The organism is Bacteroides gallinaceum (assembly GCF_030373775.1).
Lineage (GTDB): Bacteria > Bacteroidota > Bacteroidia > Bacteroidales > Bacteroidaceae > Phocaeicola > Phocaeicola excrementipullorum.
Genome location: NZ_JAUDEN010000012.1, coordinates 1 through 26,145, shown reverse-complemented (window position 1 = coordinate 26,145; position 26,145 = coordinate 1). Strand labels below are relative to the sequence as shown.

General features: G+C 48.7%; 24 protein-coding genes. 5 read left to right on the top strand and 19 right to left on the bottom strand.

All coding sequences use genetic code 11. From position 1 onward, the window contains the following. Positions 1–270: 270 nt before the first annotated feature. From QUW60_RS08050 to QUW60_RS08015, 8 genes are all read right to left on the bottom strand, one after another. Positions 271–1,377, bottom strand: a complete 1,107-nt coding sequence (locus QUW60_RS08050) for a cholesterol-responsive sulfotransferase (RefSeq protein ID WP_258336632.1) — start codon at positions 1,375–1,377, stop codon at positions 271–273. Between the two features lie 74 nt (positions 1,378–1,451). After that, the gene (gene cysN / locus QUW60_RS08045) at positions 1,452–2,897 is read right to left on the bottom strand and encodes a sulfate adenylyltransferase subunit CysN (protein ID WP_375337928.1); all 1,446 of its coding nucleotides are present in this window, start codon (positions 2,895–2,897) and stop codon (positions 1,452–1,454) included. Positions 2,898–3,046: 149 nt separating this feature from the next. Next, a complete protein-coding gene (cysD, locus tag QUW60_RS08040; RefSeq protein WP_258336630.1) occupies positions 3,047–3,958 on the bottom strand; it encodes a sulfate adenylyltransferase subunit CysD in 912 nt (303 codons plus the stop codon). 10 nt (positions 3,959–3,968) lie between these two features. Next, positions 3,969–4,565: an adenylyl-sulfate kinase gene (gene cysC / locus QUW60_RS08035; RefSeq protein ID WP_289559724.1), complete on the bottom strand. Its 597-nt coding sequence runs from the start codon at positions 4,563–4,565 to the stop codon at positions 3,969–3,971. A 17-nt stretch (positions 4,566–4,582) separates the two neighbouring features. Next, positions 4,583–6,151, bottom strand: a complete 1,569-nt coding sequence (locus QUW60_RS08030) for an SLC13 family permease (RefSeq protein ID WP_289559722.1) — start codon at positions 6,149–6,151, stop codon at positions 4,583–4,585. Between the two features lie 18 nt (positions 6,152–6,169). Then, positions 6,170–7,015, bottom strand: coding sequence for a 3'(2'),5'-bisphosphate nucleotidase CysQ (gene cysQ, locus QUW60_RS08025; protein WP_258336627.1), 846 nt, complete (start codon positions 7,013–7,015; stop codon positions 6,170–6,172). A 95-nt stretch (positions 7,016–7,110) separates the two neighbouring features. Further along, positions 7,111–8,802: an amino acid permease gene (locus tag QUW60_RS08020; RefSeq protein WP_258336626.1), complete on the bottom strand. Its 1,692-nt coding sequence runs from the start codon at positions 8,800–8,802 to the stop codon at positions 7,111–7,113. Between the two features lie 270 nt (positions 8,803–9,072). Further along, positions 9,073–9,654, bottom strand: a complete 582-nt coding sequence (locus tag QUW60_RS08015) for a DUF3109 family protein (RefSeq protein ID WP_258336625.1) — start codon at positions 9,652–9,654, stop codon at positions 9,073–9,075. Positions 9,655–9,908: 254 nt separating this feature from the next. On the opposite strand from QUW60_RS08015, the gene QUW60_RS08010 reads away from it, so the two are divergent. From QUW60_RS08010 to rnhB, 3 genes are read left to right on the top strand one after another with little or no spacing between them, the layout of a single operon-like run. Next, a complete protein-coding gene (locus tag QUW60_RS08010; RefSeq protein WP_289559718.1) occupies positions 9,909–10,592 on the top strand; it encodes a lipocalin-like domain-containing protein in 684 nt (227 codons plus the stop codon). Positions 10,593–10,607: 15 nt separating this feature from the next. Continuing rightward, a complete protein-coding gene (locus QUW60_RS08005) occupies positions 10,608–11,399 on the top strand; it encodes a copper resistance protein NlpE N-terminal domain-containing protein (RefSeq protein WP_289559717.1) in 792 nt (263 codons plus the stop codon). Between the two features lie 3 nt (positions 11,400–11,402). After that, on the top strand, positions 11,403–12,014 hold the full coding sequence (gene rnhB, locus QUW60_RS08000; protein ID WP_258336622.1) for a ribonuclease HII: 612 nt from the start codon (positions 11,403–11,405) through the stop codon (positions 12,012–12,014). Positions 12,015–12,077: 63 nt separating this feature from the next. Here the strand turns inward: rnhB and QUW60_RS07995 are convergent, their stop codons facing one another. The 10 genes from QUW60_RS07995 to QUW60_RS07950 all read right to left on the bottom strand — a co-directional run bounded on the left by QUW60_RS07995 (position 12,078) and on the right by QUW60_RS07950 (position 23,231). Then, on the bottom strand, positions 12,078–12,818 hold the full coding sequence (locus QUW60_RS07995; protein ID WP_289559714.1) for a TapB family protein: 741 nt from the start codon (positions 12,816–12,818) through the stop codon (positions 12,078–12,080). Between the two features lie 228 nt (positions 12,819–13,046). Continuing rightward, positions 13,047–14,300 (bottom strand): DUF3472 domain-containing protein, encoded by a 1,254-nt coding sequence (locus QUW60_RS07990; RefSeq protein WP_258336620.1) that lies wholly within the window; start codon positions 14,298–14,300, stop codon positions 13,047–13,049. A gap of 506 nt (positions 14,301–14,806) precedes the next feature. Further along, entirely contained in the window at positions 14,807–15,028 is a 222-nt protein-coding gene (locus QUW60_RS07985) for an immunity 17 family protein (RefSeq protein ID WP_258339362.1), read from the bottom strand. Between the two features lie 5 nt (positions 15,029–15,033). After that, entirely contained in the window at positions 15,034–15,456 is a 423-nt protein-coding gene (tsaE, locus tag QUW60_RS07980; RefSeq protein WP_258339363.1) for a tRNA (adenosine(37)-N6)-threonylcarbamoyltransferase complex ATPase subunit type 1 TsaE, read from the bottom strand. Positions 15,457–15,522: 66 nt separating this feature from the next. Continuing rightward, complete coding sequence (locus QUW60_RS07975) at positions 15,523–16,362, bottom strand: metal ABC transporter permease (protein ID WP_289559711.1); 840 nt, start codon at positions 16,360–16,362, stop codon at positions 15,523–15,525. A gap of 17 nt (positions 16,363–16,379) precedes the next feature. Beyond that, positions 16,380–16,799 carry a phospholipase gene (locus QUW60_RS07970; RefSeq protein ID WP_289559709.1) on the bottom strand — a complete coding sequence of 140 codons (420 nt, stop codon included), beginning with the start codon at positions 16,797–16,799 and terminating at the stop codon, positions 16,380–16,382. A gap of 5 nt (positions 16,800–16,804) precedes the next feature. Continuing rightward, the gene (locus QUW60_RS07965) at positions 16,805–18,034 is read right to left on the bottom strand and encodes a 3-phosphoshikimate 1-carboxyvinyltransferase (protein ID WP_289559707.1); all 1,230 of its coding nucleotides are present in this window, start codon (positions 18,032–18,034) and stop codon (positions 16,805–16,807) included. Positions 18,035–18,228: 194 nt separating this feature from the next. Then, a complete protein-coding gene (locus QUW60_RS07960) occupies positions 18,229–19,347 on the bottom strand; it encodes a PepSY-associated TM helix domain-containing protein (protein WP_258339367.1) in 1,119 nt (372 codons plus the stop codon). A gap of 29 nt (positions 19,348–19,376) precedes the next feature. After that, positions 19,377–20,804 carry a DUF4374 domain-containing protein gene (locus QUW60_RS07955; RefSeq protein ID WP_289559705.1) on the bottom strand — a complete coding sequence of 476 codons (1,428 nt, stop codon included), beginning with the start codon at positions 20,802–20,804 and terminating at the stop codon, positions 19,377–19,379. A 30-nt stretch (positions 20,805–20,834) separates the two neighbouring features. Continuing rightward, positions 20,835–23,231, bottom strand: a complete 2,397-nt coding sequence (locus QUW60_RS07950) for a TonB-dependent receptor (RefSeq protein WP_375338001.1) — start codon at positions 23,229–23,231, stop codon at positions 20,835–20,837. Positions 23,232–23,396: 165 nt separating this feature from the next. On the opposite strand from QUW60_RS07950, the gene QUW60_RS07945 reads away from it, so the two are divergent. Both QUW60_RS07945 and QUW60_RS07940 read left to right on the top strand, forming a co-directional pair. After that, positions 23,397–24,320, top strand: coding sequence for a LysR family transcriptional regulator (locus QUW60_RS07945; RefSeq protein ID WP_289559703.1), 924 nt, complete (start codon positions 23,397–23,399; stop codon positions 24,318–24,320). A gap of 97 nt (positions 24,321–24,417) precedes the next feature. Beyond that, positions 24,418–25,713 (top strand): hemolysin family protein, encoded by a 1,296-nt coding sequence (locus tag QUW60_RS07940; RefSeq protein ID WP_289559701.1) that lies wholly within the window; start codon positions 24,418–24,420, stop codon positions 25,711–25,713. Positions 25,714–25,848: 135 nt separating this feature from the next. On the opposite strand, the gene QUW60_RS07935 is transcribed toward QUW60_RS07940, so the two are convergent. Beyond that, positions 25,849–25,986: a hypothetical protein gene (locus tag QUW60_RS07935; RefSeq protein WP_289559699.1), complete on the bottom strand. Its 138-nt coding sequence runs from the start codon at positions 25,984–25,986 to the stop codon at positions 25,849–25,851. Positions 25,987–26,145 lie beyond the last annotated feature (159 nt).

Here is a 26,145-nt window from a genome sequence, read left to right as displayed (position 1 = left end):
CATTTGCACGGTTTGTGCGCCTGCCTTTTTATCTGTTCTTCCGCATCTTTTTGGTATTTTGCCGCTTGCTTTCTGTAAACCGCATTGTGGTTTATATGTTCCGCATTATGGTTTGTGTGTTCCACACTGTGGAATATAAAAACCGCATTGTGGAATTGGGATTGTTGCAGGATAAATCAGATTTTCTTATGGAAGCGAATGGCCTTGATGAAAAAACGCAGGAACATGGAGAAGCTTTTTTGCTCTCTTTGTTCCTGCGTTTCATTGCATTTACAGCTTATAGTCCCATTGCTCCAGGGCAAACGACCAGTTCTTTTCAACCAGTTCCACCGTTTCGGGCTTGTACTGGTATTTGTTTTTCTTGTAGCCTTTCTTCTTGTTTACATAGGCTTCGATGTCGGCCCGGGCTTCCTCGAAACCGGGGATCGAGAGTTTCCGGTAGATTTCCTGTGTCAGGTCGAAGGCGTCTTTTTCATAATCCTCAAAGCGGACTTCCACCAGATTGCCTTCGGGGATGAACTTCTTGTCGGCTTCGTATTTATGGTATAGCTTTGCATAGACCGACAAGATGTTGTCTTGCAGCTCCTGCGCGCTGATTTCCTGAAGCTGGAGCGGCTTGATGGTGTTTGTGAAGAAGCTTCGCGTTGACTCGAACACGGTGTAGGGATTGCGCATCAGGTAAATGAACTTTGCATTCGGGAACATCTTTACCAGCTCTTTTACGCGTCCGGTATGCGGCGGGTTCTTGCTTAGGAACTGGGTGCCGCGGGTGTTCCACAAAGATATTTTGATGAGTTTGGTGAACACTTCCTCAAACACCTTCAGTTCGGCATCCGAAATGTCGTCGAAAAGCAGGTATTTGTCAGCGTATTCCTGCATGTGTTTGGGAAGGAACCAGAAGTTGTAGTACGTGTACGGCATCATGTTGCAGAGCGCGAACTCTTCTTCTTGAGGCAGATCTACAGCCAGTTCCATGTTGTCGGTGGGCCGCTTGTCCGGCATCAGCCAGCTCATGTTCTTTTTAAAGAACGGCTGCCCCCACATCATCAGATGCGGGAATACGGTCTGGTAAGTCGTGTTGTAGCCGAAATGCTTGTCGCACGAAAACACGTTGTGCATGAATGTTGTTCCGCTCCGCCAGTGTCCCAGGATAAACACCGGGTCGTGTTCGAGCGGTTTGTCGGCCAGCAGCTTTTCATATTTCTTGTCCTGCAATGGCTTCAAGACGGAAAGCAGGCGGCATACCGCTTTGGTCAGTCGGAATTTTCCTTTGTATGCTGGGTCAATCGTGCGTCCTTTGGTGATTTCGTTGAATGTTTTCCAGTCGGCTCCGACTAGTGTATTCACCGGCAGTTTGCTGAATTCTAGTAATCCCATGTCGTTCAGTTGATGGTTAACAGCGAAGACTGGAATAACGAATCTCCGCTATTAACTGTTGATTTTTTAATTGTTTATTTTTTGATTTCGATGGTGTATCCCTGTCGTCCCAGATCTTTCACGGCTGTTTCTATCGCTTCGTAATGTTCCGGACCGATACCCAGGCGCGGAAGGTCGAGCACCGGCACTTCCATGGTTGTATGCATGTCCTTGTCTTCTACCTTGCTGATGATCATGCCGGCAGCGCTCGTGTTGTTCGTAATCGGGTCGATGAGGATGAAAGCGCCCGTGGCCTTGTTTTCCGTATACGGGTCGAAGAACAGTTCTTTCGATGAAGTCAGCACAACGTGTGCGATCTGGTTGAGTTGCAGAGGCACGTCTTCTTTTTTGAGCTTTCCGTTTTCCACGCTCAGGTGGTCCATCGTATTCACATCCACTTTATATTTGATGGAGTCTATGCGTGTGCGGCTCATATTGGTTGTCTGTTTCAGGAAGAAGGACTTTTCCATGTCCATTTTTTCTTCGTCCATCCATACGAGCATGGCCTCAAAGTTTCGTCCTACCATCGGCATGTTGTCCGGATGAACCAGCATGTCGCCTCGCGACACGTCAATTTCGTCCTCCAGAGTAAGTGTGACAGACATCGGCGGATAAGCGTAGTCGCATTCTCCGTCGGGCGAGTAGATGGCTTTCACGTGGGTTTTCTTTCCGGAAGGAAGCGCCACCACTTCATCTCCCTTGCGTACGATTCCCGAAGCTACCTTTGATGAGAATCCGCGGAAGTCGAGGTTCGGACGCAGTACATACTGCACCGGATAGCGGAAGTCTGTCAGGTTGTGGTCGTTTCCGATGTGTACGGTTTCGAGGAATTCCAGCAGCGAAGGGCCTTCGTACCAGGGTGTACGTTCAGATTTCTCTACCACATTGTCGCCGTCAAGCGCCGACAGAGGAATGCAAGTGACGTCGGGCACTCCCAATGGCGCGATGAAAGCCTTGTAGTCGGCTACAATATTGTCGAATACTTCCTTTGAGAAGTCCACCAGGTCCATCTTGTTGACAGCCAGCACCACATGTTTGATTCCCAGCAGAGAAACCAGGTATGTGTGCCGGCGGGTCTGGGTGATGACACCGGCGCGCGCATCTACCAGAATGATAGCCAGATTGGCGGTAGACCCTCCGGTAATCATGTTGCGTGTATACTGTTCGTGTCCCGGAGTGTCGGCAATGATGAACTTGCGGTTGTTGGTCGAGAAGTAGCGGTAAGCCACATCAATGGTGATTCCCTGTTCGCGTTCAGCCTTCAGTCCGTCGAGCAGCAGTGCGTAGTCGATATGCTCTCCGGCGTTTCCCACGCGTTTGCTGTCGCGTTCCAAAGCGTCGAGCTGGTCTTCATAAATTTTTTTGCTGTCGAAAAGCAGGCGGCCGATAAGGGTCGATTTGCCGTCGTCTACAGATCCGGCAGTCAGAAAGCGGAGCAAGTCCTTTTGCTCGTCTTTTTTCAGAAACTCCTCGATAGACATTTTACCTCTTGTTTCGCCTTCCATCGGGTTTCCTGATTTGGTCTTATCTAATTCTTCCATCATTTTTTCAATTAATAGTTAACTGTTGATAATTAAGAACGTATCGGCAGGCTGCTGCCCGTCATTCATCCTTGATTATTCATTGCTTGTCAGAAGTATCCTTCACGCTTCTTTTCTTCCATGCTGGCATCCTGGTCAAAGTCGATGACACGTGTTGTGCGTTCGCTCTTGGTGGTTGTCATCATCTCTTCCACGATTTTTTCAATTGTATCGGCTTCGCTTTCGATCGCTCCGGTCAGCGGCCAGCACCCGAGGGTGCGGAAACGGATCTTCTTCATTTCAATCTTGTCGCGGTACTTTTCCGGCAGACGGTCATCGTCGGGCATGATGAGTTGCCCGTCGATGTTTACGGTAGGCCGTTCCTTTGCAAAATACAGCGGTACAATCGGAATATTTTCCAGACGGATGTATTGCCATACATCCAGTTCTGTCCAGTTGCTCAGCGGGAACACGCGGATGCTTTCACCCTTGCGGATGCGCGTGTTGTACAAGTCCCACAGCTCCGGACGCTGGTTTTTCGGATCCCACTGGTGAAACTCGTTGCGGAACGAGAATATGCGTTCCTTGGCGCGTGACTTCTCTTCATCGCGTCGTGCGCCTCCGAAGGCCGCGTCAAACTTGTATTTGTCGAGTGCGTGCAGCAAGGCTTGTGTTTTCATCAGGTCTGTATGCACCTTGCTTCCGTGGGTAAACGGACCTACTCCGGCACGGAACGCTTCCATGTTGCTTTCCACAATCAGTTTCCATCCATGCTCCCTGGCATATTCGTCGCGGAACTTCAGCATTTCCTTGAATTTCCATTTCGAGTCGATATGCATCAGCGGAAACGGAGCTTTTCCCGGGGCAAATGCTTTTTCGGCCAGACGCACCATTACGGAAGAGTCTTTTCCGATGCTGTAGAGCATTACCGGGTTTTCAAAAGAGGCGGCCACTTCACGTATGATGTGGATAGACTCGGCTTCGAGTTCTTTCAAGTGGCTCAGGTTATATTCTTCTTGCATGATTGTATAGTTATATTTTAGTTACTTTCGGTAATATCAGTTCCAGGAGCCGGCCGACAGATTCTTCGATTGACAGTTTCGATGTGTCAAGCGAGAGAGCCGGGTGAAGCGGGGCTTCGAACGGTGCGGACACTCCTGTGAAATTCTTGATCTCTCCTTTGCGTGCCTTGGCATACAGACCCTTTACGTCGCGCCGTTCGCATTCTTCGATCGGTGTGCTTATATAAATCTCTACGAAATCGTCTTTTCCGATGATGTCGGCCGCCATTTCACGCAAATCGTTGTTCGGGCTGATGAATGCGGCGATTGTAATGATGCCCGTATCAACGAACAGCTTTCCAACTTCCGCTATGCGCCGTATGTTTTCCGTGCGGTCTTCGGCCGAGAATCCCAGATTGTTGTTGATTCCGCTTCGGATGTTGTCGCCGTCAAGGATGCGGCAGAGCAAGTGCCGTTTTTGAAGTTCACGTTCCAGCGCAATGGCGATGGTGCTTTTTCCCGAACCGCTCAGTCCGGTAAACCAGATCATCAGTCCATGCTGTCCGAGCAGGTTTTCCTTGTCGGAACGGGTCAGCATCTTGTCGAATATAGGATAGATATGTTCCATAATCTTTTTGTTTTTTGTTAAGCCGGTACAAACGGCCAGATTAAAGGGATGAGTGAAACGGATATTATCATGACAATCAGGTCCATAGGAATGCCGATTCTCATGAAATCCGTAAACTTATAGTTTCCGGCGCCTTGCACGATCAGGTTGGTCTGGTAGCCGATTGGAGTGGCGAACCCGGCTGATGCGGCTATGCAGATCGCGATAAAGAACGGCATCGGGTCTACTCCGAATTTCTGGGCTGTTTCCAGAGCCAGCGGGAAAGCAAGTGCGGCCGCTGCGTTATTGGTGATAAGTTCCGTGATAACCAGCGTGACAAAATAGAGCAAGGCCAGCGCTCCCCATGCTCCCAGCGAGCCGGCCACGTTTTTGATGAAGTTTGCAATCAGAGCGGCAAGTCCGGATTCTTCCATCGCCGCACTGATGGCAAAAGCGCAGGCGATTGTAATCAGAATGTCCCAGCTGATGTATTTGGTGTATTTCTTCGGAGGGAACATCTTGAGCCACGCCATGACAACCGCAGTGACGGCTGCAAAGAAAAACATGTCCATCTTTACGTTGGGAAAGCGTTCCTGAATGGCCGGAAGCTCGCCGATTGTAGCTCCGATGATCATGATGAGAAGCAGGACCAGTGCAGTCCATTTCTTCCAGGACGGTACGGGGCGGGTAGGAATTTCCTTGCCGTTGGTCATCATCAAGAACACAGACGAGTCGCCCCAGGTCTTGGTGAAGTCATCATCGGCCAGCAAGACCAGCGTATCGCCTTGCTGCAGCCTTACTTCTCCCAAATTTTCGGTGATGATCTGTCCTCCCTGGCGTATTTCCTTGATTTCAGCTCCGTATTTTCTTTTGAAGTCGAAGTTCTTCAGTTTTCGTTTCAGTCCCGGAAAGCGGGATGCCAGCACCACCTCCACGATGTGCTGTCCTTTTTCTACGGCTGCGTCTGCCTCTTCTTCCTCGAAGTTGTCGGGCCTTTCGGCAGGAAGCAGCTTCTTTGATGTCAGAATGATGAAAAGCAGTCCCACAACCGTGATGGGAATGCCGATGAAAGCCAAGTCAAACATCTTCAGTCCTCCAAGTCCCTTGTCGATCATCATTCCGTGTACAACCAGGTTCGTTGATGTGCCGATGAGCGTACACAAGCCTCCCAGGATGGTTGCATACGAGAGGGGAATCAGGAATTTCGTGCACGACAGGCCGATTTTCTTCGCCCAGTTTTTCACTATCGGAGCGAATATCACCACCACCGGCGTATTGTTCAGGAAAGCAGAGAATGCGCTCACTATGGGAAGAAGGCGGAGCTGGGCCTTAGTCACTGTCGTTTTCTTTTCGGGAAGGAGTTTCTTTACGATGGTGCTCAACGCGCCGCTCTGCCTTACGCCCTCGCTTACGAGAAACAGAAGGGCTACGGTTATCATTCCGCGGTTGCTGAATCCTGCTACCATCTGTTTGGGCGTAATAATTCCTGCTGCCATGAATACGACAACCAACGACAGCAGTACGATGCCCGGACGCATCTTGTCTAGGATAAGTGCTGTCAGCATTCCGATCAGTCCGAGCAGTACAAATATTATTTCAAAATTCATATTCTTTTATCAGATAGTTTATCGTTCGTCTGAATCTGTGCGGCGTTCCGTTGCGGGCAGCACGATGAACCATGGATTCAGCAGGTCTTCTTTGTTGTATTGGAGCGGCTTGTCGCTTCCGGCATTGTAGACTTCACCTCCTGCCGCGCGTACGATGGCGTGTCCTGCCGCTGTGTCCCATTCCATTGTCGGGGCAAACCGCGGATAAGCGTCAGCCTTTCCTTCGGCTACCAGGCACAGCTTTAGTGAGCTGCCGCTCGAAACGGTTTCCACCTTGTCGTGCTTTTTGCTCATCTCGTCGATGTAGGCCTGCGTTTCCGGCGTGAGATGCGAGCGCGATGCCACGATGACAAAGTTGTCGTGTCTGTTTCCCGGTTCCGGCAGACGCCGGCAGTCTGCTATCAGGCTGTCAATGGTTGTCCCTTCTTTCAGTTCCTGGATATCTTCGGCCTTGTACGCTCCCCATTCCGTGTCCGCAAAATACAATTGCCGTTTTACGGGTACATAGATTACTCCTGCTTCGGGGCTTCCGTTTTTGACATAAGCGATGTTCACGGTAAATTCTCCGTTTCGCTTGATGAACTCTTTGGTTCCGTCCAGCGGGTCGACCACCCACAATTCATTCCACCTCATCCGTTCTTCCTGAGGCATTTTTTTCCCTTCCTCGCTCAATACTGGGTAGGGAGTGTCGGCCAGCATACTCGCAATCACTGCGTGTGACTTGCGGTCGGCGACGGTCAGCGGCGAGTTGTCTGCCTTCTTTTCTATTTCAAAATCAGCGTTCGGATCAGTGTAAACCCTCATGATTTCCGCCCCGGCTTTCAGGGCAGCCTGAATGGCAACGTATAAAATATTTTTATCCATAATACATAAATTGCTGTAAAATAACAGCTTTTTTAAAGATGGGATATAGCTTAAAAGTCGTTTTTTTTGTTCAAGTCTTTCTCCTATAACTTATTTTAAGGATTTGGCTCCGTTTTTGCGTTTTTGTCCGCGTTTTCATGTGCGTGCGAGTGCTTCCATATCCGCCACATATAAAAGGCGCAGTGGGCAAAGGCGAACACGAATGAAACGGTGAGCAATGTCTTGTCTTCCTGCCATCCCACGGTTTGCTGGTGCCACAGTCCTGTGATGACGCTCAGTACCGACAGAACCAGCCCGAGCACGTTCAGCACGATGTCGCCCTGACGGTGAGCTTTCCCATGTTCGAGCTTGCTGTGCCTGATGCCGTAACATGCGTATACGTCCAGTCCCACAAGCATCCACAAGACGAGTCGGATCCACGTGTCGGCGGGCAGGAAGCACATCATGCAGAGGCAGGTGAGTATGCCCATAATCGGGACGAAAGGCACGAAAGGTGTCTTGAAAGCCCGGTGGATGTCGGGCATGGTTTTGCGTACCACCAGAATGGCGGCGCACACCAGGGTGAAAGCCAGCAAGGTGCCGATGCTTGTCATTTCTCCGGCCACTTCTGCCGGAACAAACCCGGCGAGCAGGCTGACCAGCACCATGAAAAGGCAGTTGCTGTGGACGGGCGTGCGGTATTTTTCGTTGATTCTTGAGAAGAAAGGCGGAAGCAGTCCGTCGCGGCTCATGCTCAGGAATACCCGGCTTTGGCCGAGCAGGGTGACCATGATTACCGAACAGTAGCCGAAAAGGATGGCAAGTATGATTGCCTTGTTCAGCCACGGATAGACGGGCTGGACAACGCCGGCTGCATCCGGATAGCCCATCTTCTCGATAGCTACGGCAACCGGAGCGATTCCCACCTGGCCTTCAAACTCCGTATAATGCGCCACGCCGGTCATCACATGGGCGAAAAGTGTATATAATATGGTGCAGATGAGCAGCGATACCAGAATCCCGATCGGCATGTCGCGTTTCGGGTTTTTGGTTTCTTGTGCTGCGGTGCTCACCGCGTCAAATCCCAGAAAGGCGAAAAAGACAATGGCTGCACCTCTGAGTATGCCTGAGATGCCGAACTCTCCCAGCTTTCCTGTGTTCTCGGGAATGTATGGGATATAGTTGTCGGTTTGTATGAATTTCCATCCCAATATCACGAAAATCAGGATGACGGCTATTTTCAGGAACACGATGAGGCCGTTAAAGAACGAGCTCCCCGCCGTTCCTCTCATCAGAATGATGCTCATCAGCACTACGATGACCATGGCGGGGATGTTGATGATGCCTCCGTCCCATGGACAAGCTGTCAGGGCGTGAGGGAATTCGATGCCGATGCCCTGGCAGAACACCGTAAGGTACCGGCTCCAACTGATGCTTACTGTAGTTGCCGCAACGGTATATTCCAGCACAAGATCCCATCCGATAATCCATGCGATAAGTTCGCCCATCGTGGCATACGAATACGTATAGGCACTTCCGGCCACGGGAATCATGGAGGCGAACTCGGCATAGCACAGTCCGGCAAAGCAGCAGCCGATGGCCGCTATGATGAATGACAGGGTGATGGCAGGGCCTGAATAGCTTGCCGCAACGGTTCCGGTGATGGAGAACAGTCCGGCTCCGATGATTACTCCTACTCCCAAGGCTACCAGGCTGACAGGTCCGAGCACTCTTTTCAACGTTTTCGACCCGGTTTCGGCAGCTTCATCTTGCAGTGACTCTATGCTTTTTCGAATGAATAATCCCATTTTTTCGGTTGTATTTTGCGTTTTTTTGAATAGAACAGGCTGCAAAGATAGTGTATTCTTCTGAATATCCGCACTTTCTGAAGAGGGTTTTCCGAGTATAAAACTCCGGATGTGCGGTTCGGATTCTTTATCTCCAGCCTGGAGATATACATCTCCAGTTTAGAGATGCATGTCTTTAGGCTGGGGATATATGTCTTTAACCTGAAGGTCAAGATTTCGGCAGTCCGCCTTTGCCTTTATACGGAAGGGGGGGCGGAAAGTTGGGGCGAATCAGAGCATGTGCTGTTTGTCCAGTTCTTCTGCCACGAGTTCCAGTTCGGCATACCAGTCTTTGCCGAATTTGCGTATCAACGGCTCTTTCAGAAACTTGTAGATGGGCAGGTTTTCTTTTTTTCCGAGGAGCACGGCTGCCTTGCATACATCCCATCGGTGGTAGTTGACGGCTTTGAACGGGCCGCAGTTGTCGATCCGGATGGGGTAGAGGTGGCATGAAACCGGTTTGTAGAAGTCGCACTTCCCTTCTCTGAAAGCTTTTTCTATGGCACAGAAGCAGCATCCCTTTTCGTCATAGCATGTAAATACGCAGTCTTTCCCGTTCACGATAGAGGTTACTAGGTCGCCTTCTTCGTCGGTGTAGACAACTCCTTGTTTTTCGATGACGGCTTTTGCTTCCGGCGAGAGAAGCTCCCATACTGCCGGAAGGCATTCTTCCAGTTTCTTCACTTCGTCTTCTTCCACAGGGGCGCCTGCATCTCCTTCTATGCAGCATTCTCCCTTGCATGCTTCCAGGTTGCACAAAAACTTTTCGCGGAATACATCCAAACTTACTATTACATCGTCAATCTGTATCATATCTGCATTGCTGTCTGTTTTTACGCCGCAAAATTATGAAAAAACGTTGGAATAACCTTGCCGCATTTTCCGATAAGTTTATGCGGTTGAAAAGGGACACAGGCTGCTGCCTGGCGGAAGGCGCATATTTCTGGCGGTTTTATGTTATTCTTTCTAAATTCGTCCGTAATTGCACTGGTTTTTGTATATTTGTAAGTATGTCCATTCTGTAAAGACATGGCGAAAACCGAATGATTTTATTATAGAAACCAGTTATGAGAACAAACAGAAGCTTATGGGCTGCGGCAAGCGGGCTTGTTGTGGCAGCGGCATTGGTTGCTTGCACGTCTGATGCAAGCATCGAAGGGGAATGGGTAGAGCCTGTTCCCGGCATGGAAAACTGCATGCAGGGTATTTCGTTGCAGGCAGGCGGCAAAGCGTCGTCGGTCAACATGGCGACCTTGCAGTATGAATCCTGGAAACGCGAAGGCAGTCACCTTGTCCTTTCCGGGAAAAGCATCGGAAACGGACTGACTATTCCTTTTTCTGACACGCTGTTGGTGGAGAAGCTGACACAAGACAGTCTGATTCTGAAAAAAGGGACGCTTGTGCTGAGATACTCCAGAAGCGAAGGGAAACAGAGCGGGGATACGGTGCCTATGGCCGAACTGGTTCCGGCAAAGAAACCCAGTTTCCAGACAGAAGGCACGCTGGTATTTTCCCATGAAGTCCGTTCGTTTGTTCCGGCCGGAGATTCTGTTTCTTATTGGGTGACAGACAAGACAGGCGATCTGGCCCGAAAGTATGATGAACTGACGAAAGGCGTTAAGAACGGAACTCCGGTATACGCTGAACTGGAGGTGGTTGACATGGGCAAATCGGACGAAGGATTTGCGGAATCTTATGCGAGTGTGTATCAAGTGGTAGATGTGAAAAAAATGTCTTTGAAGAAAGAATAAACGGTGTTGTTGAGGATGAAAAAAGAAATTTTGCTGGCGGTTTCCTGCGCCTTTTTCGGGAGTTGCGGATACTTTTCCCGCTCTGCGGATGATAAAGGGATGGTGGAAGATACGGTTGCAAGCAGGGCGGTTCCGTCGCGGGGAAACGCTCCCGGGGCAGAACTGATCCGTTTGTTCAAGTCCGGAATCAGAACGGAGGCGGTGGACGGTAGCAGACGTGCTGTCTACATCGTGTTCAGTCCTGACTCATCGAAGGCGGAACTGTTCGGTCCGGCACAGGGCAAGCCGGAAATGTTGGACCGCCGCACGCTCCCTTCCGGCGGACACGTATGGAATGTGGAAGACGATGATACAAAGAATGTGCGTTATGCAGACGGCTGCTGGACCGTCAGCCAAAGAGGAAAGCTTTTGTTCAGGCAGTCTGCAAGCGACAATGACGCAAGCCTGGGTCCATGGGAAGATTCTTCTTACGAAGGCGTGCTTCCTGCCGCCGATTGTCCGGGCATCAGATATCAGCTGGACATACGCAGCCGCAAGCATAGCGGGGATGGGACGTTTCTGCTCCGGCTCACCTATCTTGAGGCTGAAAACGGCAAGGATGCCGTTTATACGTATGTCGGCAGACGCTATACGCAGCGTGGCATTCCGTCTGACAAGGATGCCGTTGTATGGCAGCTGGTGGCCGACCGGGACGAAGACGTTTATAATTTCCTGTGTGACAAAGATGCGCAGACTTTGACTTTGCTGAACCGTGATTTTGAGAAAAACGAGTCTGGGCTGAACTATTCTTTAACGAAAATCAGATGAAGTATGCTGCTGCCTTATTTGCATAAAGATTTGATAGAAGCCGGCTGTGATGAGGCCGGACGCGGCTGTCTGGCGGGTGCCGTATTCGCGGCTGCCGTCATTCTGCCTGCGGACTTCCGGAACGAAATGCTCAACGATTCGAAAAAGCTGACGGAGAAGCAGCGCTATGAGTTGCGCAAGGTGGTCGAGGCGGAAGCGCTGGCTTGGGCTGTGGGTGTGGTTGAACCGGCTGAGATTGATGCAATCAACATCCTTAATGCCTCATTTCTCGCCATGCACCGGGCTGTCGGCCAGTTGAAGATGCGTCCCCAGCACTTGTTGGTCGACGGCAACCGTTTTACTCCTTATCCCGGCATTCCGCATACAACGGTTGTGAAGGGCGACGGAAAGTATCTTTCCATTGCGGCGGCTTCCATTTTGGCAAAGACGTACCGTGACGATTACATGAACCGTCTGGCAGCGGAGTATCCGGCTTATGGCTGGAAAAAGAACAAGGGGTATCCTACGAAGAAGCACCGGGAAGCCATTAAGGCATATGGTACAACGCCTTACCATCGCATGTCGTTCAATCTGCTGGGTGACGGACAGCTCTCTTTTGACTTCGGCGAAGAATGAGGCAATAAAAAATGGATGCGCCATAGCACTGGAAACATGCTTTGGCGCATTTTTTTCAGCTGATTATTCCGGTGAGATGATGCGGAGCAGCGTTTTGCTTTGTTTCAGGTAGCCTTTCTTGTCTGCCGTTTCTTCCTTTACCAGACCGATGCCTTCGGCGTACCATTGGGTGACATAGACAGTCCGGGGAAGGTAGAGGATGTTTTTCCGGAGCTTGTATGATACTTTCAGACAGTTGAATGCCCCTGCCGGGACGGTTACCTTCTCAAATCCTTCGTACCTGCCTTTGCTGACTTCGAGCCCGGCTTTCATGAAACTTGCCTTTATGGTGAATTTTCCCGAAGGAATCTTTTCTCCTTCCGTAATGTCTTTCCGTAAGGGGATTGTAATTGCTCCCTTGTGGTTTCCGGCTGTTCTTTCCAGTTCCTCAGGATCGAATGGCATGCCTTTCTCCTGAGGTGCCAGCTCTTTCTGAAGTGTCTGCATCGTTTCAACTCCCCAGTTTTCATCGATGATGATTCGCTCTGTGGTCTTGTCTGTTCCGTAAGCGAACTTTATCGTACTGTTGTCATCAAAAATCGAATCTTTTCCTCTTGTTTTCGGGTTGCATAGCGTCTGCTCCACAAGTGTTTTTCTGTCTTGTGTCCTGACTGCGGAGATTAGGGTCGTGTCGATACGGGTTTCGTTTGCCTGCCGGTCTGAACTGATATACAGCAGAGCAGTTCCTTTTTCTGTATTGCAGTATTGCGCTTGGGCCGCCAAAGCGAAGAAAGCGATAGCAAAAGTTAGGCATGTCTTTTTCATGGTATGCAGTATTTTACGAAACAAAGAAACAAAAAAGCCGACGAACTCACAATGTTCTATGTATGATTCTATTGACTGATTTTATGCTATTTAATGAATATTCCTTCGTGCTATTGCCCGACCACTGAAAACAATGGCCGAGCAATTTCTTTATGTATTCCCAAAGCATTTTTATCGGACAGCAATATTTCACTATATCCGAATTCTTGCCATCATAGCAGAATTTGTTTACAGTTGCTGCAATGCATCCCAGTCAATTTCCGGCTCTTTGCCTGTTGGCTTGCAATGAAACTTTGTTCCCATTGGAACGGATTCATTAAAGAAACCTCCCATTTTCAGATAAAACCGATTGTCTTTAGTATAGCCCCCTTGATAATCGAGGCGGACTTGGGCACTTGCCGTTGCGTCGTGTGTAAAAGTTGCTTCAGTGAGCCGGGTCCATTTGCCTTCTTTGCTGCGTGCCCATTGATTTCCGAATAACACTTTGCGTGACAAATATCCTTGTTCTGGATTAAAATTCTCAAGGAAGCTATGAGGATGTTTATACCACGTGCTGGTCTGGGGGCGTAAAAAGCTTGCAATTAATCTCCATTTTTTTTCATCTGTTGCATAGAAATAGGCCGTATAGGTTGTGTTGCCCTTTCCGTCCGGTCTTACTTGCATCAGAAACTTGTATGTCTGACCGGCTTTCCAGGGATATTTCAAATAGCTTTGTCCTCCTGACCCTTCGTTGCCAAATTCACCGATATGTACATCTTTGCCTTGTCGAAGCAATTTAATCTTTTGTTCATCAGGGATTTCTTTGGGATCCTGCGTGTCAAAGGGACTCCATACGGAGAAAAGGATACGGCGTTCTGTCGGGGAGTTGTATTGCATTCCGAAATAGCCTTCCCCGAATCCGGCTGCCATGTAGTAGCTATGCATTGTTTCACCTTCTTTGGGCACTGTAATTTCATTGTAGAACCATTCGGTATCGCCTTCTGGCAGCGTATATGCCAAATGAACGGAAGGGCCACGGCGCCCCCAATAGTCAGAGAAATCTTTTACGTAATTACTTTTTCCCGTAACATTGTCTGCTATTAATTGTTTGATTTCTCCGAAATTATCGTCACGCTTGGAGATTCCTTGTAAGTCGATGCGGACATATCCAACTTGTTGTATATTGACACTTCCTACAGGAACTTTTGTGTAGTCATCTGATTGTAAATTGACTTTAAAGCTATTCTTTCCATAACTGACTTTGATTTCAGAATGTCCTTTGGCATATAATGACAAATCAGCTGTCGTGGGTTGATGCAGATAAAAATAAATGCTAATGATTGTGTTAGGATTTGTCCAATGCGCAATTCCTTTTTCTGTAATTTGCGCACCATCTTGCTGGCGGGTTATATAGCCATTGCCGGAAAATCCGACAGCAAGTTGTTGGGACTGTGCAAATACACTTGTGCATAGCAGTAATGCAAGTAAATACAATTTCTTCATATGAATATTATTTTAATTTTGCATATATATAAAAGCCTGTCGCTTAAATTTTCCGATTAAGAAACTGTTTTGAATTGATTCAAGAATAATGTTACAGTCTCCTTAAAATTTGAAATCAGCAGGCCAATTGGAAAAATGTTATATCTTTAAAGGTACCAAACTATAAAGTTATGACACACTATCCAACCGACCTGACTGAAAAACAGTGGCAAGTTATAAAAAATATTTTAGAACCGCAAGCGAGGAACCGAAAACATTCTGAAACTGTTTTGAATTTCTCCAAAAAGTTTTTCTTGGCTTGATGTGTTCGTTTTCGTGTGTGCTTTGGGCTATTTTTTGGTCTTTTCCGCTTCTGTTCTTCGTCAGATAGCCCGCTATCTTCCTCATCACACAAACGGAAATGCCTCAAAAACTCATCCCAAATCAGCACACGATAAATTCAAAACAGTTTCTTAGAAACGACAGGCTCTTAAGCCTAGAAGTTTTCTGCCAATATGTTGCATGAGTCATACAACCCCTTGTATGGACAAGAAGAAGAAAACGCCCGTAGCTATCAGCAGGCAACCTATTGCACCATAAAAAAAGCGTGCCTGCCGGCGTCCTGCATTCTTCACGATGAACTGTGAGTTTTGAGCCATGAAAAACCAGTCCCAATTGAAGATGGCTGCCAGCACGGCAAGCAGTCCGACCAGAACGAACAATGCCTGTATGACGTAATGGAATTGCATGATGATTATTCTGCATTGAAGCGGACGGTACGTGTGCCGTCTTCCTGCTCATCGATCTGCACTTTTACCGTGTCACCCGGCAGCAGTTCTTCAATCAGCTCCGGCCATTCGATGAAGCAGAGCGCACCGCTGTAAAAATAGTCTTCATACCCCATGTCGTACACTTCCTCCAGTTTCTTGATGCGATAGAAGTCGAAGTGGTAGATCAGTTCGCCGTTTTCGTCGGAGCGGTATTCGTTTACGATGGCAAAAGTGGGCGAGTTGATTACATCGGTCACTCCCAGCTCTTCGCAGACCGCTTTGATAAAGGTTGTTTTTCCTGCTCCCATTTTGCCGTAGAAGGCAAAAACAGTGTTGTCACCCATAGCCGCAATAAACTGTTTGGCGGCTTCGTGGATATTGTCGAGTGAATTGATTCTGATTTCCATATATGGCTTTAGTTTAATCTGATTACAAATGTACAATAAAAAATGGAATAAATGCAGGCGGGTCGGTTAAATACCTGTGGCGGATTTTTTTCTTTGACGGCAAAGGAGTATTTTCCCGGTTTTGGCTCCTGTATAAATAAGGATCGAAACGAAAATGATGGATGCTCCCGACGGCACTTGCAGGCTATATGAAAGAAACAGTCCTCCTATGCAGCTGGCATAGCCCAGCAGAATCGAAAGCCAGATTATTCTTTTGAAGTTGTGAGTGAAAAGATTGGCAGTCATTTGCGGGAGTGTCAGCAATGAGATTGCCAGCACGATGCCTACCATGCGCAGGCATGCCACGATGGTCAGGGCGATGAACATCATCAGCATATACTCGAAAGCGGCAACAGGCATGCGCTGCGAACGGGCAAATTCGCGGTCGAAGGCAATGGCCAGTATCGGACGGAGAAAGATGCTGAAGAACAATGTCAGTACGCCACTCAGTATGGCAAGCATCCAAATGTCGCTTTGGGTAATGGTGAGGATGTTGCCGAACAGATAAGAAGACAGGTCGGGAGTGAATCCCGGAGCGAGGAAACTGAATATGATTCCCACCGCCATGCCGAATGTCCAGAACACGGCGATGGCAGAGTCTTCGCGCATGTCACTCCGTTTGCTCAGCCATTCTACTCCAAATGCCGAAAGAACCGAGAATACGGCGGCGGAGAGAATCGGGGATATTCCCGCATAAAGTCCGATGCCGATGCCTCCAAACGAAGCGTGGGTAATCCCTCCGCTGATGAATACCAGCCGCCGGGTCACGATGTAGGTGCCGATGATGCCGCATGCGATGCTTGCGAACAGGCTTCCCAGCAAGGCGTGCTGGAAGAAGGTATATTGTAAAAGTTCAATCAGTTCCATAGTCTGTATTTATGCTGTCAGTGGAAGCGTCTTTCTCCTACGATCAGGAACAGTTCGTCTTTCAGTCCGTCGGGAAACTCAATGCCCCGAAGCTGCAGGCTTCTGCACCATCCTGCCACTTCATCTTCTTTCATGGTGTACATGATTTCGCGGAATTCGTTGGTTTCTTCTTCCGAATAGCTTGCGGAAGAACGTCCCTTGAACCGGTCAAGTTCTTCGTCGTCATAATACTCTATCTGTTTGCTTACGGCGGCCAGCAGGCTTTCTTTTTCACATACAGCATGCTGTCCGCAGCACGTTCCGTCGACGGGCTTGACCTCCGGTGTTTCTTCAAGCTCTCCTTTTTCGATTTTTTTCCGGAGGTTCCGGTTGTAGAAGTATCCGGCAATCAGTCCGAGAAGGATTACTCCGATCAGGATAAGAATCAGTATCCACATGCTGTTTACTCCTCTGTAATAAAGAAGCCTGCCTTGCCCAAATCCTCCCAGTAATGCGGATAAGATTTGGACACGACCTCCGGATTGTTTATTCGCAGCTCCTTCAGTCTGATAGCTGCCGGAGCAAAAGCCATGGCCATCCGGTGGTCTTCGTAAGTGTCAACGGCCGGACTGGGCTCGGGATTGCAGCGTTGTCCGTTCCAGCTTAGTACGGCGCCTGATTCTTCTGTAAGGACGAAGCCTAATTTCCGCATTTCAGTGATTAAGGCATACATGCGGTCGGTTTCCTTGATTTTCAGGCTTTGCAGTCCGGAGAAGCAGAAGGGGATGTCCATCATGGCGCAGGTGACGACAAATGTCTGGGCCAGGTCGGGCTGGTCGACAAAGTTATATTCCAAACGGGGAAGGGGAGTTCCTTGTTTTTTCAGAACAACCGAGTCTTCATGAAAGGCTGTGCTGACTCCCAGGCGGGTGAACAGTTCGGCAACCTTCGCATCTCCCTGAAAGCTGTTTCTGAAAAGCCCGGGAAGCCTGACGCTTGCCTGACCGGACAAGGCCGTTATTTCATACCAGTAGGAAGCGGCACTCCAGTCGCTTTCTATGAAATAGGACCGGGGCACATAGGGCTTGGGAGATACAGCCAACTGGTTGTCTGAAATCCATTCTGCCTGTGCGCCGAACTCTTTCATCAGTTCCAGCGTCAGATTAATGTACGGACGGGAGATGATATCTCCTGTCAATGTCAGCTGAAGTCCGCCTTTCAGTTCAGGGCCGATCATCAGCAAGGCTGATATATATTGGGAGCTGATGTCGCCGGGCAGCGAAATCGCGTTTTTCGTCAATGTCTGTCCGGTGATGTTTAATGGCGGGTATCCTTCGCGGGTTGTATACCGGATGCTTGCTCCTAAAGCGTTGAGTGCGTCGACCAATACTTTTATGGGCCTTTGCTGCATGCGGGCTGTGCCCGTAATGATGTGCGTGCCTTCGGTCACTGCGAGATAAGCGGTGAGAAAACGCATGGCTGTGCCTGCGGCCTTGATGTCGATGATGTCTGGCATGTTTCGCAAGGCATCCGTCATAACCTGTGTGTCATCGCAGTCCGAAAGATTCTGTATGTCGTTGTTCCCTTTTGCCAGTGCATTCAAGATGAGCACCCGGTTGCAGATGCTTTTGGACGAAGGCAGCTGGACCGCTGCATTGATTCCGGCAGGTGGAGTGATTCGTATACGCTTCATGGTTTTACATAAGTGTTGTTGGTCTGCAAAGATATGAAAATCTGGCTACAGAATAAGGCTTGCTCTTGATTTTTCGTTATATGGCTACGAATAAGGCGATGAAAAAAGAACAGAAGCGCAAGACGGTTGTTCTTTCTGTCCTTTGGAATAAGGTCTTTGCTTCTGTTCTTTTGATGGGTGTTTATGCTGTTGGATCAGATGTATCTTTTCCGTTTCAGCCATAAATAATAGCCGCTTAGAGGCAGTATTCCGCCTGTCAGTGCCGCCACGAAGTATAAAATCTTGGTTATGGTTCCTCCCCAGCTTCCTGTATGGAACGCATAGAACCATCCTTTCAATGTTTGTGAACGGGGTATCTGGCTGTAGGGAGTTATTTTTGTTATTTCTCCGTTTTCTTTGTCGAATGATATTCGGTCGTTCTTTCGCATGGATGCGGCAGGGTCGGGAGCTACCAGAGCTTCTTTAGCGGACAACGTTATGGACTTGTATTCCGGGTAGATTGCCTGGAGCTGGCTGTATACTTGATTCCATGTTTCCAGATTGATTTCCCTGTTGCCTGCCTTTTCATCTTTTTCCTTGTTGGCTTTTCCTTTTTTGCTTGCAGGCTGCGAGGGAGCGGATTGCGTATTTCCTCCGAATAAGGAATAGGCGGCATTTCGGTACCAGCCGAACGACCAGGTCAGTCCGGTCAAGGCCATAACGAGAAGAAATAACGTGGAATAAAATCCTAAAGATACGTGGCTGTCATACCAGAAACGCCTCCAGCCTTTGGTGCAGGACACTCTCAGCCGGTTCTTTAATGCTTTCACCGTGCGGGGTGTCCAGATGACGAGTCCGCTGACCAGAATGATTACCATCAATAGGGTTGATATGCCGACAATCATTTTTCCAGCCGACTGTTCTCCCTTCCTTGCGGGCGGGTTCATCAGCCAGCGGTGCAGCTTTTTCATTGTCTGAAAAAACGGGTAGGTTTTTGTCCATCCGTTTATTTCTCCTGTATAAGGATTGACGCTTAACGTTTTCTTTCCGCTTCCTTCGAAAGTTGCCATGCATACTCCTTCCGGAGTTCCGGGCATTTGCAGGGAGGCAACCGGCGGCAGGTCGGGCATTTGCTTTTGAACGCCTGATACCAGTTCTGAAGGGCTCAGGAATTTTCCGTTAGCTGGTTGTTCGGTACGGTAAAGATGAGGGTTGAGCGCTTGTGTAATGTCTTGCTCGAATACCAGTGCTGCCCCCGACAGGCATATGACTGAGATCAGTATGCCTGCCGGTACAGACAGCCAGAGGTGTATCTTCTTGAAGATCTTTTTCATTTAATCGGGTGCTGTTTGTGTTTGCGGCTTTATTTTGCAGCCTCGCTCGAAAGGATTCCTAAAGCGGATACCGAGTCTATGTTCGTGATCTTCAGTCCGGCCGTTGCCTTTCCCGTTTTCGGGTCAATACGGTAGATTGTCGGTGCGGTTCCGTCGGTTGTCACGATGGGAATGTAGGCATATCCGTTATCGCTGCAAGGAGTGCCTATGCTTGAAAGAACGCTGGCATCCGGAAGTCCGGTTACAACGGTCAGGCTTTTGTCTTCACCTTTAAACACGGCCAGTTCGTTGCGCTTGGCTGAAGTTCCAGCCATGCCGTTCACTCCATCGCTGTACATTTGCAGCAGGAAATAGTCTTCGGAGATGTGCCAGCAGCGGAACATCGGATTGTTGTTCCCTAAGGTTTCCAGGTTCACATAATACGAATCGTCAAATGTCGTTTCTCCGGCTTTGATCCGTGCCACTCCTGAGGGAAGTTCGCCTTTTACGCGGTGAAGGGTGAATGTCCCGGATTCGTTGGTTACGGTTGTTTCTGCTACAGTTGTACGTCCGTATCCGGGAGAAAATACGTACAGGTCGCCATTGTCGGCAGCCCAGATTGTCTGGTAGTATTGCGACCGCATGCGTCCGCTGGCAAAGCCTATCTTGTTGGTGCGGGCGATAACCGGCGTTTCGTTGAAGTCATCTCCGCTGTAGATTGCCACGAATGCGCTGTCCGGATATTGGGTGGTTGGAATCATTCCTGCTGTATATTGGCCGGAGCCTTGTCCGCCGCTGTGGTTCGTAATGTATTTCGTGTCTGAGATAAGCTGCGGGTAAGTGTTGACACCGTAGTGGCTCATGCCCATCGGCACTACGGATGTATAGAGGCGGCCGTTGGCTTCTACAAAGCCTGCAAAGCTGACGCGTTCGCCGTTGCCCAAAAAGTTTTCGGCAATATGGTCACCGGTGGTTGATGAACCGTCGTCTGTGTTCAAATAGTTGAACTGCAGATAATAAGCATAGTTTCCTTTTTCATCCTGTTCTTTTGTTCCAGCGTTGGTTGAGGCTGTAATGACGTTGTTTCCCCATGTGCCGTAAGTTGTGGTGCGGTTATAAGTGTACTGACGTGCTTCCGTGACGTTTCCTTGCGGGCTGAGCTGGTATGAAAATCCAGTTCCAGCATTTCCGTCGTTGTATTGGAAGTTGAAGAGGTAGCGTTCGCGGTAGAATATCCAGTTTGAACCGGATTCGGTTTCAAGTCCGTTGCCTTTTCCTGACACTTCTCCTTCGTCCAAAGATTCTGCTGCAATCAGGTAACTGGCATCGCCGGCTTGTGCGGCAATGACATAGCGGCGGACAGCTTCTCCTTTTTCATCGCCGGTGTCTGGTGTGTTGGTGTCGTCGCTGCATGCAGTGAAAAGGTTGCCGGCAAGCAGAGTTGCGGCCATGATTCCCGTAAAGTGTTTCTTGTTCATATTGCTTCTTTTTTTAGTGAATAATTTTATTTAGTTTCCGAAATACACGCGTAACTTTCCGTAGAAGGCGCGTCCGGCTTTCTGCAGGCTGAAGTTGTCGTACAGTTTCTCATCCGTAAGGTTTCGGCATTCCAGCGAAAAGTTGTAGCGTCCGTTCTTCAGTGAATATCCGAGGATGAGGTTGTGAGAAAATTGGTCGGGGACGCGGCTTTTGGTAGTCGGGTCGCCCAGTTCTTCCCAGTACAGCGGAAACTCATGCTGGTAGTAGCTGTCGTAGCTGAGAGTCAGTGCATTCCCTTTGCCTAAGAGGTCGCGCCATGTGAAATTGGCGTCAAAGTTTGCAAACGTATAAGGCTGGTTCGGAATGCGCTGGCCGTAGCTTACGCTTTCCTGCAGCGTGTTTCCTGCGCGGTATCGTTCGTCATCTCGGGCGTTGATGTTGTTGAATGTCCCTCCGATGCTGAACCAATGTGCATAGTTGTAGCGTGCCGAGATGTTGAATCCTTTGGTCTTTACTTTTCCGTGGTTCTCATAAATTCCGTAACTCATTCCTCCGATGGCATCCAGTCCGCGCTTGATGTAGTCTTTGGTGTCGCGGTAGATGAGGCTTCCTTCCAGGTAGATGCCGTGCTTGCCGAAATGTTTCTCGTAACTGAGGTTGAGATTGAAGTTATGGCTCTGTTCTGGACGCAGGCTTGCGCGTCCGGCTTCCAGGTCTTCATCGCCGAACAGTTCGTCGGTGGTGGGCAGGCGGTATGCTCTTTCGTATGAAAGTTTCGCTTGCAATCCTTCGATGATGAAGTAGGTTCCGGCCGCTCCGTACCCAAGCGAACTGGTATGGCGCGTCAGGTTGATATAGTTTCCTACGCCGTCTTCGTTTTGTGAGACGGGGCCTTCGTTGTATTGGTTGTAGTACTTTGCAAATGCTGACAGGTTCCACTTCTCTGAAGGCATCAGGCGGTACGAAAGTCCGGAGATGTTTTTTCTTGTGATTTTGGGGATGCTGAAGTCAGAAATCTTCGAACTGCCGCTTACGTAAGAGCGGGTCGTGCGTTTGAAGGTGCTGAGAACATGGTTAAAAGTGAACATGTGTACAGACCCGATGCGGTAGTTTGCCGTGAATGTTCCGTTCCAGTTCGTGTTTTTTGACTCGTTGTTCTGGTATGACTGCTCTCCCGGCGTGCCCGTATACTTCCGCTCGCCAAGCCAGTTGTATTTATAGGAAGCGGTGTCGATGTTATGCGTGATGTTATGGTTGTAGTTGGCGGTCAGCACAACGTCAAGTCCTTTAGTGAAAAGATCTCGCTTGCTGTATTCGAGCGAAGGTACCAGCGAGTGTCCTTTCCGGTGTTTTTGTCCGAAAACGATGTACTGGTATACTCCGGTCTGTATCTCTTTGTAGAAATTGCTGTAGTTGAATCCGATCATCAGGCGGTCGGCCCAAGCTTTGTCTACGATTCCGATTTTCCCGATTACGGCTTCGTTGTGGAACTGGTCGTTGAAGCGCTTGACATGGTAAATTTTGTTTCTGTCCGTACTTTCAGTAACCCCGTCTTCGCTGAATTCCGTAATGTAATTGTCTATGTGGTAATTGTTGTCCGAGAAGTTCTGAAAGGCATTGACTTCATAGGTAAGGCCGTTCTTGAAGGTCTGGCCGAAATGTATGTATGATTTGTGTGTGTTGAATGAACCGTATGAATACGACGCGTCCAGAAACCATTCCCGCCGTTTTTTGTTGGTGACAATGTTGATTACTCCTCCCAGCGCATCTGTGCCGAAGCCCACAGGAACTACCCCTTTGTACACTTCAATGCGTTCTGCAAAGTTGGCAGGGATGTTGTTCAGGTCGAACGCTGTTCCCGCTCCTTCCTGTGGCACTCCGTCGATAAATACCTTCACATGCTTCCCGCTGAATCCGTCAAGCATGATCTGCATGTCAGAGCCGACTCCGCCCGATTCTCTCAGCTTCATTCCCGGAAGCTTCTGCAAGGCTTCGCTGAGGCTTTTGGTCGTATTTTTCATTTCAGACAGATCCATGGCTACGGCATTGAACGCCGAACGCTTGACCCGGCTTACTCCGTTTGATACGACCACCACCTCATCGAGTTCTTCTGCCGACGGGTTCAGCGTCACGTTGAATCTGTTTTCTGTTTTTCCGTCTATTTCAATGCCTCTTTCGTAGGTTTCATATCCGAGCATGGATACGACAAGGGTATATTTTCCGGATGGAACATGGAGGTGATACATCCCCCTGCTGTCGGTTGTGCATCCGAAGTTCGTGCCTTTCAGGTAAACGGTGGCGAAGTCTACCGGAACTTTTTCCGCAGACATCACTTTTCCCGACAATGAGAATTCGGCTTTCCGTTTGCCGTGTCCTTGTCTGTGTGAGTGCTGTGCGTTTGTTGGTATGCCTAATGTTAACAGCACAAGAATCAATAAAGAATTAATAGTTGTTTTCAAGGGATTTGTTGCTTTTTTATTGTTAATGTTTTTATTTGTTCTAAATAAGAATTACATTTGTGGCGCAAAGATAAGCGATGGATGCGAATCATGAAAATAAGAAAAATTTGATATTACTATAAGAATTGTTATATGAGAATAGATTTGGAATGGTTCAGAACTTTCAAGGCCGTCTTTGAAACGGGGACTATGAGCGATGCGGCCAAAGAACTGAATATCTCTCAGCCCGGAGTAAGTCTGCATCTGAATGCGCTGGAGGCTTATATCGGACATCCGTTGTTTAAGCGCAACACGCGCCGGATGGTTCCGAACGAACGGGCGAAAATGCTCTATCAGCAGGTGTGCAATTCGCTGGTGAAGCTGGAGGAAGTGGAGAGCAATTTCAGGAAAAAGAAAACCGAGGGGAGAAGCACGTTGAGCGTAGGCATGTATCCTTCTTTGTTCCGTCAGTGCTTGGAAAAGCATGTTCCGGAGCTGAACTTCAACCTGATAATTCATGTCGGGACAACTGAGGAGCTTATTCCGCTTCTTGCTCACGGCTCTGTGGATCTGGCTGTATTGAATCAGGAAATTCCCTTGCGCAATATAGCTTATGATGTGTTGGGAGTGACGCGTTTTGTGCTTGTGACAGGCGCGAAAACGGATGTTTCTGAATTCCGGAGCCTGCTGGGACACAAGAAGAAGCTGATGCTTTGGCTCGAATCCCAGCTATGGTATAACACGACCGACAGAGAGCTGTTCAACCGCTTCTGGAAACAGAACTTTGGGAGAGAGCCGGATTTTCCTCCCAATTATATTTTGCCTGATAAACTGGCTATCCTGAACTGCCTGTCGGAAAACAGGGGGCTGGCTGTCTTGCCCGAGTTTCTTTGCCGCGAAGCTTTCGGGCGCGGCGAGCTTGTGCGCCTATGGGGCGGGAGCCGTCCGCTGGAGAATACGCTGTATATCGGCTATCGCAAGAATGCGCTGCTTACCGATGAAATACTGGAAATGAAACGCCTGATGAAAACTGAATTTGACGGAATGGGGCAGGCGGGGGAAAGCTCTTTGTCGTGATTTCTTTCTGTTAAAACTATTTAATTGTCAGTGTGGCATACGGTTTTGAAATGAACAATCTCGTATTTTTGTTTTCAGAATACATTTTTGTTTTTTTATGGATGAAATAATAATTATTATCGGGTTGATAGTGCTTAACGGCATTTTTGCCATGTCCGAGGTGGCATTGATATCAGCCCGTAAATCTCGGTTGTCCACTGACGCGAAAAACGGAAACAAATCTGCCCGAGTAGCATTGAAATTGGCTGAAGATCCCGACCGTTTTCTTTCTACAGTACAAATTGGCATTACGTTGATCGGCATTCTGACCGGTATTTATTCAGGCAACAAGATTGCCGCTCATTTGGGGGGAGTGGTTGAGTCGTGGGGAGTTTCGCCGGCCTATGCCCCCATGCTGGCGCAAATCGTTATCGTTGTGATCGTTACTTACCTTTCTATCATTTTCGGCGAACTTGTTCCCAAACGCATTGGTTTGGGGGTGGCTGAAAAGGCTGCCAAACTGGTTGCACGCCCGATGAATGTTCTGGCGAAGATTGCCCTTCCTTTCGTCTGGCTGCTGGCAAAAAGTACGGAGGTTATATTTAATTTCCTTGGAATCAAGGAGTCGGACAACAAGGTGACCGAAGAAGAGATAAAATCGATCATTCAGGAGGGGACGGAAGACGGTGAGGTGCAGCCGGTAGAGCAGGATATCGTCCAGCGGGTTTTCTTGCTGGGTGATCTGAAGGTGGGGTCTATCATGACTCACAAAAGTGATATTGTTTGTCTGGAATCAGACATGAAGGCTGCTGATGTGCGTGAAGTGTTGAGCGATCATCTCTATGAGTTCTATCCTGTAGTGGAAGAGGGCGATCTGGACCATGTGAAAGGTGTGGTGAATTTGAAGGATCTGGTGCTGCATCTTTCTGAACCGGATTTCAATATGGACGCGCTCACTCATGAGCCTGTTTATTTTCATGAGAATATGAACGTATACAAGACGCTCGAACAGATGAAGCAGAAAAAGATCAGCCGCGCGCTGGTGTGTGATGAGTTTGGAGCTTGTGTGGGAATCATAACGCTGCGCGACATATTGGAGGGGCTTGTCGGATCGATGGACGGGCCGGGTGAGGAGCCTGACATCATCAAGCGTGTCAATAAAGAGGGATGGCTGGTTGACGGGCAGTGTCCGTTGTATGATTTCCTTTCATATTTCGACCGCCGTGACTTGTTTGAGAATACCGACTATCATACGTTGGGCGGATTGATTCTTCAACAACTTCAGCATATACCTCAGAGTGGAGAAACTGTTGAATGGAAAGGGTTTGTGTTTGAGGTTGTGGATATGGATGGCGCCCGTATCGATAAGGTGCTGGTGACTAATCCGATGGCTGAGGGCGATGAGGACTGCTGAAAAGAATTCGGATAATTTGTGGGTGCGCATGACGCACCCTTTTTTGTTTAGCGGGCTGTGTTTTGTAGAATGTCTTGTTGTTTTTATCTCTTCACTGGAGTGATACGTTCTCCTCACTTTAGTGAAGACATCTCTTCACTCCAGTGATGCGATCTCCTCACTGGAGTGAAAAGGTCTTTTCTTTTTGTTTTTTTCTTTTTCCCTCATGTTCTCTTTCGGCTTTATATTATATATAATGTGCAGGCCTTTCCTTCTCCTTGATCCGTCTTTCATTTTTTTTCGTCCTCATTCCGCTGTATTCCAGCCGGTTGCTCTCCGGTGTCCAAAAAAGTTTGAAAAAAGTTTCCCCCAGTTCTTGCATATTCGGAAAAAGTGCGTACCTTTGCACTCGCTTTCGGGGATGACCCGGGGGCTGATGAGAAAGAGATCATT